At 45.5% G+C, this 14476-nt stretch carries 4 protein-coding genes; all 4 read right to left on the reverse strand.

Translation table 11 applies throughout. The annotated features are described in order from the left end of the window. Positions 1-39: 39 nt before the first annotated feature. Entirely contained in the window at positions 40-5808 is a 5769-nt protein-coding gene (locus K339_RS36490; protein ID WP_084332126.1) for a M36 family metallopeptidase, read from the reverse strand. Positions 5809-6045: 237 nt separating this feature from the next. After that, complete coding sequence (locus K339_RS0106630) at positions 6046-8937, reverse strand: T9SS type A sorting domain-containing protein (protein WP_028522913.1); 2892 nt, start codon at positions 8935-8937, stop codon at positions 6046-6048. A gap of 148 nt (positions 8938-9085) precedes the next feature. Then, positions 9086-11845, reverse strand: a complete 2760-nt coding sequence (locus K339_RS35795; protein WP_051397844.1) for an ATP-binding protein — start codon at positions 11843-11845, stop codon at positions 9086-9088. Between the two features lie 115 nt (positions 11846-11960). After that, on the reverse strand, positions 11961-14476 hold a 2516-nt coding region (locus K339_RS0106640), incomplete at its 5' end, for a T9SS type A sorting domain-containing protein (protein WP_028522914.1).

Genomic DNA, 14476 nt, shown 5'->3' on the forward strand with positions numbered 1-14476 from the left:
CAACAAGTTACTCGAGGGCTTTATTATCATCTAAGAGCGCTACAATTTCACCACTTTCAACAAAGCACTTTTCTCAGGCGTTGTCACCTTCATAAAATACATTCCCGTCGGCAATTCACTTACTCCAAACTCCTCTTGGTGCGTGTTGGTTTCGGGCACAAACGTCCGACTTAGCACTTGACGGCCCGCAGCATCCAACAACGTAGTTTGCACAACTTGCGCTTTGCTATCGGGGACTTGGAGACGGAGGATATTGGTGACAGGGTTAGGCATAACTTGTGCAAAAACGTTATCAGTGGATTTTAGATCCCTCTGGGATGACAAATTTGTTGCCATTTCTCTCGCAGCTCCCACACCTACCCCATCTTTTGACTGGATTCTGAACCAGTATTCTTGGTAGGCCAGCACGTTGCCTTGTGGCTTACGAGTAGATGGATAAATACTGCCCCAACCTTTTTGATCCCAGTAGCGAACGCCCAATTTATATAAACCTTTGGGCAACCCTGCATCATAAACATTACCTCCTGCGCCATTGTTTTCGTAGAAACCATAGGCGGGGTGGTTTTGCGCGTACAATTCCGTCCAACCCTCGCGGTTGGCGTACATAAAGTACGGAGCATTGTTCTCATGCGTGTTGAATGAGCGTGGAAGACCCGTCTCAGGGGTAGCCAGCATATCAAACGTTAACGAACCATCTGTGCCCAACGCACAAGCATCTACGTTAATTGTCCAATAACGTGGGGCTATCTTGTTAACATTTTCTGTAAAAAATAGCGTCGGATTTTGTTGGGTACTTTGTTCCAACTCAGAGCCACCATCTCGTGTGATGAACTGGCTAACCCAAGCAGCACGGTCGTTGGCTTTTACCGATGATTTTGACTCCCCGATATTAATTAACGTCACAACATAAGCTTTCCAATAAACATCTTTGGTCGCACTCACACCACTTTGGCAACCATTCGATGATACACATCGAACAGAATAACTTTGTTTAGTTATATTGGCAAACGCTACTTTAAAGCTCGGCTCTGTGACACCAGTATTCCAAAGTGCACTGGTTCCTGCAGGGCAGTTAGTTGATATCGTCACTTCTGTTCCTGTACATGCTACATCCGAGCTCACCATGACTACTGGCGGAGTATTAACAGGCGATACCGTATAAGTTACTACATTACTTTTCCCGCTCAAACAACCACCATCAGCTTGACAGCGAACATAGTAGGAGGCTGTTTCACTTGGCGTTTGTGATGGAAGGCTAGGCAATGCAGTATTCGTCGTTGCATTGTACCAGATAGACGTCATTGCTCCGCAGTTTGTAGTACCTGTAAATGCTACTGAGTTACCACAACCATTCGTCACATTCAAACTAACTACGGGTGTCATTGAATTCATAATTAATCGTAGTCTCATTACTCCTGACTCCGTTTCTACGCACGAACTTGTTCCATCTGATTTGCGGCAACGTACACGGTAATTGTGGTATTGGCCATCAACCAATTGGACTGGGACTGTTGTACCATACTCCCCCCCATCAACTGAGTAAATTAAAACCTCCCCAGCGGCGCATGTGGCATTAAATGTCAGTTCATTTCCTTCTACATTACATACATCTTTTGTCTCACCAGCAGCAACGGTCACACCATCCGCCACCATAGATACGGACTGTGGTACCGACGAACGGTAGTTAATCTGCAACTCAATTGCACCAGTATAAGTCGTTGGACAATTAGCATCACATGCTGCTTGGTAGCGGTGGAGTTGGTTATTGGAGGATTGGGAAACTGGTGCTGTCGCCGACCAAGCACTCCATGCACCACTACCTACTTGAACACGCCAAATAGGCGCCCCAGAACCACAAGTACCCGAAACGTTAAACTGTAAACTATTTATAGGATTAGCATCTATGTCACAGATTATTTGGCTATTGCCTTCGTTTAAGGTTTGTTGAAGTACTGAGAGCGTTAATACTGGCTTAGTCTGAACAGCAATAGTCCCCGATTCACTAGCAGTTGTACAAGCATTACCCGTGGTGGTGATAGAATAACTAAATGGGTTACCTGCAATTGTCGTAGGCGCACCTGAAATTGTAAGACCCCCTCCGTTGATTGCACTCGTGACACCTGTTGGCAGCCCTGTCACTGTAGCGCCTGTTGCACCTCCACTCAAGACATACGTTATCGGAACAATAGCAGAATTAATACAAGCAATCTGCATTTCTGTCGTTGGAGAAGAAGTTAATACAATGCTATGGGCTGCATTTACTGTTAATGTACCCGTTTTGGTGGTAGGTGTACAAACACTACCAGTAGTAGTAATAGTGTAGCCAAATGGGCTACCAGTAGCCGTAGTAGGCGAACCACTAATTGTAAGTACCCCCGCATTGACAGTGCTTGTCACACCTAACGGCAAGCCGACAACAGTAGCTCCCGTAGCTCCTCCCCCAAGTGTATATACGATTGAGGTAATGGCCGTATTTACACATAACGTCTGAGCCTCCGTCGCACTAGGAGAGGTAAGGGTAATTGTTTGAGCGTTTCCGACCGTAATAGTCCCCGACTCAGTAGCTACCGTACATGTATTGCCTGTGGTAGTAATATTATAATTAAATGGACTGCCTACTGCCGTGGTAGGTGAGCCGCTTATCGTCAATACACCTGCATTCACTGAATATGTAACTCCGCTAGGTAAACCCGTTACAGTGGCGTTTGTCGCGCCACCTCCCAACGAATATGTAATGGGAGTAATAGCTGTATTAATACAAACTGCTTGGGTTTCAGTTGAAGCTACCGACGTTAACGTTATGCTGTGCGTTGGAGTAATCGTAAATGTTACTGGTGTTCGACATTCTGGAAACAACGGACTCGCAGCATAAAAAGTTGTGACGCCTGCACTCGCAGTGTTGACAATTCCAGAACCCGACACACCTACTGGATTAAAAACATTTCCTGTTGCCAATGGTGCCCCCCCTGAAGCGTTCAAATACCACTGAGTAGGCCCTGTAGAAAATACAGCTGGTGTTGACTGTAATGTAAATACTCCCGCATCCAAGTCATACCACGCAGCAACTACTAATACGTACGTAGTTCCAGCAGTGAGGGTATGCGTAAATTGTGACCGTAAATTTCCTCCATTAAAATTGATATCATCATCTCCTCGTAGAAAATTAGTAGCAGGAGACGCAGGATTAAATGACCCCTCATACAATGATAGATAGGTATCACTTCGGTAAAGCGCTGCCGAAGTAACCTCAAAGGTGACTGCCTCGGTATTAGGTGCGACAAAAGTAATCGTTTTATAGTGGGACTGCACCCCTACCTCAGCAGAATATACTGTCGTATTTTCGCCCTTGCTTCTCACATAGGTATCCGTTATAGAAAGTACACCGCTAACGCTATTGATTAAAACAGCAGGACTAGCTAATCCTTCTCCTGATGGAACAGACGCATTTTGGCAAACACTGTAAGCAGGTACTGTCGCCGCTACAGAAGGAGTCACTATCACATTCACATCTTGGGTAATAACATTGCCTGGACAAGTCGTGGGAGTTAATGCATAACGATAAGTGACCGTTACTGGCAAGGAAGTGGTGTTGACCAAGGTTTCACTCACAGCCGCAGAACTACCTGACCCAGCAGTATTGCTAATGCCAGCCACCGCAGCACGTGTCCAGTTAAATGTAGTTCCACTTGTGGCGGTGGTGGCGGTATAATTAAACGCTTGATTAGAACAAACATTAAGTGCAACGGGGGAATTTAGTGATGCTCCTGAGATTGGTGTAAAATCTTCAGTCACGGCTCGGTCGTTGGTAGATACACCCGTAGAAGCCAATGCACCTAAGCCACGACGTGCAAATGCTCTCCCAATCGCACAGCGATAACGCCCGCCAAACAATAGCCCATCGGCAGCCAGAATAGCATCACGCGCTTGCACAAAACTAGGGCTACAAGGCTGTAAACGCAATCCTTCATTTACCAATTTAAGCGCAGCAATATTCCCTTTCATATCCATTATATTGGATGGCGTCGAATAAATATTGTTCACTATTTGAGCATCTTGGAGGATAATCTCCCACGTCATATCCCAAAGCATGGTGGCCCAAATCGAGCCAATACCGTGAGGTATAGGAAATGTGGCACTATTACCCACGCCTGCGTATGTTACAGCGCTGTTGATTGTATTGGAATTTTGGTTAAAGTAGGCATATCGATAAGGACGAATACCTGCTCCGTTTGTAGCTTGTTTAAGAGCGTAGGTACCAATACCACGGGGAATGTTTCCGCTTGCTTCAGTCGGTGTTAGTGATGCCCAGTCGGTCGTCAGCATCAACGTTAAATAATCACTCCAGCCTTCTCCTCCTTGCTCTGCATTTTGAAGGCAATACGAATTATTGGGTCCTCCCGTAAGACGATTTGACCATCCATGTCCATACTCGTGGGCAATGATTCCATTATCAAAGTCTCCATCTGGCTGATAACTTCCCGCATTAGTCCACAGGTACATCTGCATTCGGCCATTCATTCCGTCAATAGGCGTAAAAAAGTTGGCATTGTTGGTTCCTCCTCCATCTTGCGCGTCGGCAAAAACATAATCATTTCCGACCCCACCTCGCCCTTGGTTGGTATTTTGGAAGTTACCACTAGGTTCGTCAAAACCATACTTCCAAAGAACATCGTGAATAAGGTTATTCCAATAAAATAAATTGGTAATAGCGGCATCTCTGTTAACGGCTGCTGTACTTAGTCCTTGTGTATAAGGATAGTCAAAATCTAATGTAGATGATGTTGGACTATATCCAGTACCATCATTATTGTTAGCATCCTCTTGGGCCCATACGTTATTCCCTCTGGTTGTTGTATAATTTGTAGTTCCATCAAAGTGCCAACCATTGGTTGCGCCAGGGCCAGTTCCTGAAGGTACAAACTTGTTGTATGGAGCAGCTACAAGGCTTCGGCCTCCAAAAGTAGGTGCCTCTAATGGGTAATCAAAAACATTATAGGTATTATCAGGTGCCAGTGTTGCTTTGGGAGCAAGAACAGCATTGGTTCCTACAGAAGATCCGTGTTCTAAAGAACAATCGTGAGGAGCACCCGAGCGATGTACCATCCCAAAACTACAGTGAATCACTTCATCTACTTTTCGGATGATTTCGCCTGTATGAGCATCAATGTGCATGCTCCAACCATTCTGCTGGTCTTTGGTCAAAAACTGCACATTCCACGTTAACGCTACCTTTATACGTGGTTTTCCATCTTCAAGTACTTCGTAGGGAAGCCAGTATTTTTTTACGACAATGTTCTCGTCTGAAATACTTTCAGCTTGATAGACTACTTTCCCTGGCGTACCATCAGCAAGTGGCGTATTACTAATTTCCCTGATTTGGATTGGGGTATTTATAGGTAAATTGGCCTCTAAGGCTGCCTTCTGCAACGCTTGTATCGGAGATACTGAAATTGGAGCTTGGTTAACCAATGCTTCTATGTTAGGAACAAAACTGCCCGTCGTATGTTGGACTTGTCCATCCTTAACAACCAAACTCAACAAACTATTATAAATCTCAACCGATTCAAAGGTTTGGTTAAAATAGATATGATACCAACCAGTCGTAGGCGATAAATAGGCACTCGACACGGTCATTCTGTCAATATCTTGCTTTAATAGCTTGTGTTTTGTAGCATTTTCAGTGAGATACTGAGTAGCCGTTTGTATTTCATTTTGAGCTTGTATAGCCCAAGATATACAAGTAAAAAGGACTAAAAAAAACAGTTTAGGCAAGAAAACTTGCACTTTTTGGAAGAAAATATGTTGCATACAAGACTAGTTGAGTTGTTTATGTATAGTTTTTCATGAAACCAAGAACAATAACAACATTTTAGTCTAAGAAAACAAAATCAAATACCATTACTGCAAAATTATTTATCATTTTGGTATTTCATTCTGCTTTTTTGAATAAAATCCTACTTAAATTGATTGATTAGCCATCAATCCACAAGCCAATAACAAAGCCCTCAGCAAGTTAGTCGAGGGCTTTGTTATCATCTAAGAGCGCTACAATTTCACTACTTTCAACAAAGCACTTTTCTCAGGCGTTGTCACCTTCATGAAATACATACCTGTCGGTAGCTCACTTACCCCAAACTCCTCTTGGTGCGTGTTGGTTTCGGGCACAAACGTCCGACTTAGCACTTGACGGCCCGCAGCATCCAACAACGTAGTTTGCACAACTTGCTCTTTGCTGTTTGGCACTTGAAGGCGAAGAACATTAGTGACAGGGTTAGGCATAACTTGTGCAAAAACGTTATCAGTGGATTTTAGATCCCTCTGGGATGACAAATTTGTTGCCATTTCCCTCGCAGCTCCCACACCTACCCCATCTTTCGACTGGATTCTGAACCAGTATTCGTGGTAGGCCAAGACATTTCCTTGCGGTTTGCGCGTTGCGGGATAAAGGCCAAGCCCTTTTTGATCCCAGTAGCGAACGCTCAATTTATACAGTCCTTTGGGCAATCCTGCATCATATACATTGCCTCCTGCCCCATTGTCTAGGTAAAAACCAAAAGCTGGGTGGTTGGGGGAATACAATTCCGTCCAGCCCTCGCGGTTGGCATACATAAAATACGGCGCGGTATTTTCGTGGGTGTTATACGACTGAATGACGCCTGTTTCGGGTGTCGTTGACAGGTCAAAAGTCAAAGAACCTTCCGTGCCTAATGCACAAGCGTCGGCGTTGACCGTCCAATAACGTGGGGCCGTTTTGTTGGGGTTTTCGACAAAATATAAAGTTGGATTTTGCTGCGTACTCGCTACCAAGTCGGGGCCACCGTCGCGGGTTAAAAACTGCAATTCCCACTCACTGCGGTTGTTGGTTGGCTTAGTAGCCGACTTGCTTTGGCCTACATTGATTAATGTCACTACAAACGCATCCCAATAGATGTTTTTGTGAATACTCTCCGCACTCTGACAACCACCTTCAAAAAGGCACTTCGCCCAGTAGGTTTGTTTGGTTATGTTGTTGAACGACACCTCAAAACTTGGCGTGGTTACGCCTGTGTTCCAAAATGTGGTACTTCCTGCGGGGCAGTTGGCCGAAACTTTCACCGTTGTTCCTGTACATACAATCTCCTGACTCGCACTAACCACGGGGGCTACGTGCGTGGGAATGAGCGTAAACGTTACGACATTGCTCTTTTCGCTCACGCAGCCATTATCCGTCTGACAACGGGCGTAGTAAGAGGTTGTCTGACTTGGAACGGTTGATGGCAAATTGGGCAAAGCCACGTTCGTAGTGGCATTGTACCAAATCGTCCGTAAACTTCCGCAAGTCGATTGTCCACTAAAACTTGCAGCGGGGTTACAGCTTCGTTCTGGCGACAAACTGACCGTAGGAGCCGAAGGAATGGCTACTAATTTTAGACGCATCACCCCCGACTCGCTCTCTATACAGGAAGGAGTTCCGTCAGATTTTCGGCAACGCACGCGGTAATTATGAAACTGATTGTCAACCAAGGCTACGGGACTGCCTGCACTATATTCACCCCCATCCACCGAATGTAGCGCTATTTCTCCCACAACACAGGTTGCATTAAATGTCAACGGAGCGCCCGCCAAGCTACATACTTCTTTGGTTTCACCCACCGCCACATTGACGCCATCCACCGACAAAGACACGTTTTGGGGAACAGAAGCACGATAGTTTACCGTCACTTTCGCACTACCACTTTGAAGTTGGCTACACCCATTTCCGTCTGAGACCGATTCTAATGTATAGGTAAACACTCCTGCCACCTGCGTAGAAGGAGCGAGTGTGGCAACGGCACTCGTACTTTCAAGGTACAACACATTTCCACCATTGATGCGATAACCAAAACGATAAGGTGCGCTACCATTGGTGGCGGTAAAGGTCAGTAGTGGCGCCGAACTTTGTTGGCAAACCTCACTTCCCCCCGCCAAAGTCGCCGTAGGAGGGGTTTGGGCTGTAATGACTTTAGATGACATAGCTGAGGCTGTACAACCCAATGAGGTAATCGAAAAGTTGCTGTACGTACCCGCCAATAACCCTCCTAGCGAAAAAGCGCCACCCGCCACTTTCACAGGTTGGGGACTTGTGGTTGCTCCCGCACTTGACGTAAAGTTTAACGTATAATCACCATCCGACAGATTGGTCGTAAAAGCAATGCTTCCCACTGGACTTGTGCAGGTCGTTGGGTTAGTCACGGCTCCTGCCGTTAGGGTGGACGCACAGCCTTCGACCGTTAAAGTAAAACTTGTTTCGGTATATTCTTCGCAATTGTCATATATGCCCACTACGATGGTGTGTGTGCCTAAGGGAGCGGCGTTGCTCACCGAAAGCGCCGCTGTTATGGGGTCAATTGAAATGTTCCCCGTAAAAGCCCCTTTGCCTTCAATTGACATCCCCCCATACTCGCCATTGTCAGTGGGGCCTGTGGCAGGAGTTATCGTTGTTGAACCTGCTACATTAACAGTACTATTGGAATAACTCAACGTCGGGGGCGTATTTGCGGTGATATTGACCGTAAAGTTCGCGGTAGCAGTACCTCCATCCCCATCTGTGACGGTCAATTCTACCGTATTTTCTCCAATATTGGTATAACATCCCACCGATACTGCCGCGTTGATGACCCCATTTGTGTTGGTGATGTTCGATACCGAAATACCAGCTGGAACGCTTGTAGCCGTTACGGTCAAGCTTCCTTTTGCGGTCTCGGCATCATCAACATTGGCAATCGTCGATACTGTTTCGGCACTGCCCTGCTGGCGACTAATCAATACCCCTGAAATAGTAGGGTTGGTGTTGGGAGCTGTTAATTCCAGCGTATTGACTTTTGATGCTTTTACAGGAGACGCAACCACGCTTCCTATTTCCAAAATGAAGAGCACTATCCATCCCAAAATGGTGCTTTTTTGTACAAAGTTTTTCATATGTTTCAATTTGCGAGTAAAAGTATATTTTTTCTAAAAAACAGGCTTAACACATATTCGGCATTTATTAACACATATTCAGCATTTGGCTTTAAAAAGGCCCAAAATGGCCTTTTTGCCTTACATACTTCCTAAAAAGCTATCTTACTTACCCTTCCTGGGTCAAAAACTCACTGGGAAGTTTTCCGTATTTTTCTTTAAACATTTTGGTAAAATAAGACAGATTCGTAAACCCTACTTCATATACTATTTCCGAAACTGTTGCTTCGTTTTGGGCAATTAACCTCGCCGCCCGCTGCAAACGAAAATCGCGGATATATTCGTTGATAGTCTGGTTGGTCAGCGCTTTCAGTTTTCTTAGCAGCTGACTTTGACTCATTCCCATTTCTTTGGCACAGAGCTCGGCCGTAAACTCGGAATCACTCATTCGTTGTTCTACAAGTGAGTAAAGTTTAAGTAAAAAACCTCGTTCTTTTGAGGCTTCCTCGGTTTCCGTTGTAGGCTTTTCTACTCCAACCACCGCGCTAAAATACGTTCTCAGGCGGGCTTGTTTTTCCAATAACGTTTGAACCCGCACCCGCACTTCTTCCGATTGAAACGGCTTCAACAAATAATCGTCGGCGCCTAATTCCCAACTTTCAATTCTACTTTCGGGATTGGCCTTGGCTGATAGCATAATGATGGGAATATGGCTCGTTTTATCGTCCGATTTAAGCCGTTTACAAAACTCAAAGCCGTCCATTTCGGGCATCATCAAATCGCTGACAATGATGTCTGGGGTCATTTCAAAGGCTTTTTCAATGCCTATTTTTCCGTTTTCAGCCTCCACAACCCAATAATCTTTCTCAAAAATCGACCGAATGTATTGGCGAATATCGGCGTTGTCATCCACTACCAGCAGGCGCAAATCTACGTCACGCTTGGAGCTTGTTTTTGCTATTTTATTTTCAACACTAGACCACTCCAATGGCGATTGTGGGTGCTCCGCGTCGATAGAAACATCATCCCTATACGTAACGGGAAGTTCAACCCTAAACGTAGAGCCTTCTCCTTCTTTACTTTGCACTTGTATGGTTCCGTTCAGGGCATTAACCAATTCTTTTACCAACGCCAGCCCAACGCCCGTCCCTTCGTATTTGGCGTGATTTGGGCGCTCCACTTGATAAAAGCGATTAAAAATTTGCGCTAATTTGTCATTGGGAATACCCACCCCTTCGTCTTTTACCCTAACAATCAAACGATTATTCAACACGGCATAATCCACACCTACTTCCACTTTTTTTCCAGCTTCGGTAAATTTAAAGGCATTGGAAAGAAGGTTTGTGACAATTTTTTCCAGTTTATCTTGGTCCACTTCTCCCACAACTTCCTCCTGACTTTGGTGAAATGTAAATCTAATTTTCTTGCTTTCGGCCAACGACTGGTAAGCACTGAGCAGCGTTTTTAGGTATGTATCTAACCGTAGTGGCCTGAGCGTAACCTGGAGCTGTCCCGCTTCAAGTTTGCTCAAATCAAGCAGTTGATTGATAAGCACAAGAAGGCGCTGGGCATTGCGACTCACAATTTCATACACCTGATTTTGAGGACTTTGACGCCGCAAATCTTCCATGTATCCACCAATGAGGGTCAATGGAGTACGAAGTTCATGCGAGATATTGACAAAAAAATTGGTTTTAAGCTCGTCAAGTTCTTGGAGCTGATTGGTTTGGATTTTTTTAAAGTACAACTCTTTTTTAATGGTAAGCTGTTCCTCTTCGTAAGTCCGAATAATTCGCCCCAAATAAAGTCCAAAAAACAACAATTCTAGCACAAAAAATAACAATGCCACCTCAAAAAGTCCCGCCCATTGTAATCCCCCCAATAGGCGCGTCAGAACGAGAGAATAGCTCGCCACACCCAGTAAAAGTGGCACTCCATACGACCAATTGATTCGGTAGCGGCGATAACATGCCACGGCGATAATCCCCAACAGCATATACTGACTACCCAGGTTTAAAAACACCGCCCCTTTTAGCCAATACCACTGATAATCAAGTAGAATCAACAAAGCAAACACTACCGTTAAGCCCAAAACAATGCGAAGAAGATAGACTACGTACGACGAAAACAAACGAATATCGACTACGGAGCGAATGGCAAATGTGTAGCCAATAGGAGACAGAAATATGGCTACGTTGTTGGCAATAGTCGCCCAATAGGGGTAGGTTGTCAGCCACCCACCAAGCACCCCTATCATGCCCCAGTAGGAAAACGTACGAATAAAAATAAAAGCCGAATAACGCTTAAACGACAGGTCTTTAATGACAAACAAGGCCAAAATAAAGGTGTAAATAAGCCGAATTAGCAAGCTTCCGTCGAGTATGCTCCACCGCTGAATGGAACTGTATTTGGTGCGTTCGAGGGCATTGACGGGTAAAATCACAAGGCGCGAAAAAATACCCCGTTTATTAACTACTTTGAGGTAAAGTGTCTGGGTTTGATGCGGTGCAAAAGAAAGCGTAAGAGAAGGCGTATTTTCAAAGATATAACTGTGATGTTTTTCACGAAAACTTCCTTTTTCAAAACGGGAAAACTTTCCATTTGGCGTTTCTTGAACGTAAAAATCAATGCGTTCGGTCAACGGGTTTTCCCATCTTACGACCCACTTTTGCGGTTCGGCCGTCGCATTTTTCAACTTACATTTTATCCAAAAAGTATGATTAGAAAAAGGGATTAAAATATGCTCACTCTTATTTTGGATAAATACACGTTCTTGGATTTGTTCAAACGACTCGCTCGATAACTTATCTTCTACAATCCCGACACGAGAACTGGCATCTATTTCGTCATTTTTGGGGTCAAGAAGCACTTCTTGGGCATTTGCCAACAGCCCAATCAAGAATAAATAACAAAAAATTAAGCCTTTCATTCCGCAATTTTAACCTTTGGCCCCAATTGTATTCGTTCAAAAATCCACTAAAAATACAACAAAAAAGGGCAAGAACGACGCCGTCTTGCCCTTTTCAAAAATACAGAAATTGTACTTACTTTATTTTCACTACTTTAAGTACCTGTTGTTTTGACTCTGAACGCACGTTTAGGAAATAAGCACCATTGGGTAAATCGCTTATTTCGTATTCTTCCAAGTGGCTTTGGGTTTCTGCTACAAACGTCCGACGCAACACCCGCCGCCCCGTAGCGTCCAAAAGTTCCGCTTGTACCTCTTGCCCTTTGCTGTCTTGTACTTGCAAGCGAAGCGTGTTGGTGACAGGGTTAGGCATCACTTGCGCAAAAACGCTATCAGTGGATTTTAGATCCCTCGCATCGGCGAACCGTCGGGCTGACAAAGTAGTTGCCATTTCCCGCGCTGCGCCTACGCCTACCCCATCTTTCGACTGGATTCTGAACCAGTATTCTTGGTAGGCCAACACATTCCCTTGCGGCTGGCGCGTTGAAGGATAAATACTGCCCCAACCCTTCATGTCCCAATAACGAATGCCGAGTTTGTACAAACCTTTCGGTAAACCTGCGTCATAGACGTTACCGCCCGCGCCGTTGTCTTGGTAGAAACCGTAGGCAGGGTGGTTTTGGGCATAAAGCTCCGTCCAGCCTTCGCGGTTGGCGTACATGAAGTACGGTGCATTGTTCTCGTGCGTGTTGAACGAGCGAATCACACCCATTTCTGGTGTCGCCAACATATCAAATGTTAACGAACCATCGGTGCTTAGTCCACAGGCTTCTACGTTGATTGTCCAGTAACGAGGGGCTATTTTGTTGGCGTTTTCAACGTAAAATAACGTCGGATTCACTTGCGTACTTTGTTCCAATTCAGGGCCACCGTCGCGCGTGATGAATTGGCTACTCCACAACGATTTGTCATTCGCAGGTTTCACCGACGATTTGGTTTCACCTACGTTGATCAACGTCACCACAAAAGCATTCCAATAAATATCCTTCCGAACACTTTCTGAACTTTGACAACCGCCTTCAAATAGACACTTCGCCCAGTACGTTTGCTTGGTGACGTTATTAAATGCTACCTGAAAACTTGACGCAGTTACGCCCGTGTTCCAGAACGTCTGGCTTCCCGCAGGACAGTTGGCCGAAACCGTTACCGTCGTTCCTGTGCAAACTATCTCTTGCGAAGCCGTGATTACTGGCGCTACTTGCGTTGGTGTTAGCGTAAAGGTCACCACATTACTCTTTTCACTCACACAACCGTTTTCTGTTTGACAACGAGCGTAGTATGACGTCGTGGCACTTGGAACGGTTGATGGCAAATTGGGCAAGGCCACATTCGTAGTGGCATTGTACCAAACCGTCCGCAGACTTCCACAAGTTGACAATCCGCTGAAACTAGCCGTCGCATCACAACTGCTAGTTGATGACAACGACACCGTCGGAGTCGTTGGAATAGTCACTAATTTTAACCGCATCACACCCGATTCAGATTCTACGCAAGAAGGCGTTCCGTCTGATTTACGACAACGTATGCGGTAATTGTGATACTGATTATCCACCAAGCCCGTTGGCACACCCGATGAATATTCACCACCATCCACTGAGTAAAGTACGATTTCACCCGCTGCGCAATTGGTATTGAACGTCAGCGGAATTGTAACCAAACTACACACTTCTTTGCTCTCGCCCACGGCAACTGTTACGCCATCTACCACCAACGACACATTTTGGGGAACAGTGGCACGGTTATTAATCGTCAATTCAATCACACCCGAGTAAGTCGAAGCACAATTGGCATCGCAGGCCGCTTGGTAGCGGTGGGGTTGGTTATTGGAGGATTGGGAAACTGGGGCAGTTGCTGACCACGCACTCCACGCGCCGTTACCCACTTGAACCCGCCAAACAGGATTACCAGAAACACACAAACCCGAAACCGTAAACTGTAAACCGTTAACAGGATTGGCATCTGTGTCACACAAAACAGGGTTGTTGCCTTCGTTGAGCGTTTGTTGGAGCGTATTAAGGGTAATCGTAGGTTTGCCTTGAATAGCAACAACCGTCGTCGCATTTACCCCTGCGCAACCGCCTGACGACGCGATCGAATACGTAACCGTGTAAGTACCCGCCGTGGATGTACTTGGATTAATTGCGCCCGTCGTCCCGTCAATACTCAAGCCCGAAGTTGAGCTAAATGTCCCACCGCTGCTGCCAGTCAAAGTGACTACTGCGCTTGTCAACGTTTTGCAGAAAGGTGTACCCGCATAACTTATCGTTGCACTTAGGCTATTAATAATCGCTGCATTGTTATCGTTGCAATCTCCTGTCGTTGAAGTCAACTCGCTCGCGGCTTTGTAATTCGTTGGACGTAAACATTGCGTCAAGGTCGCTCCGCTCGAATATCCATCGTTATCCAAGTCCGCGTACCACACCTGACCAGGCTTTTCCAAAGCATCGCTGTCATCGCAATCCGTATTGTTGCTTACATAGCCCGTGGGCTGACTGCAAGCTTGTTGGCTCACCGAAGCATTCCCAAAACCGTCATTGTCCGAATCCGCATAATAAGTCGTTAAGACCCCTTCATCCACCAAACCATCACAAT

Source organism: Runella limosa DSM 17973 (assembly GCF_000482465.1).
Classification (GTDB): domain Bacteria; phylum Bacteroidota; class Bacteroidia; order Cytophagales; family Spirosomataceae; genus Runella; species Runella limosa.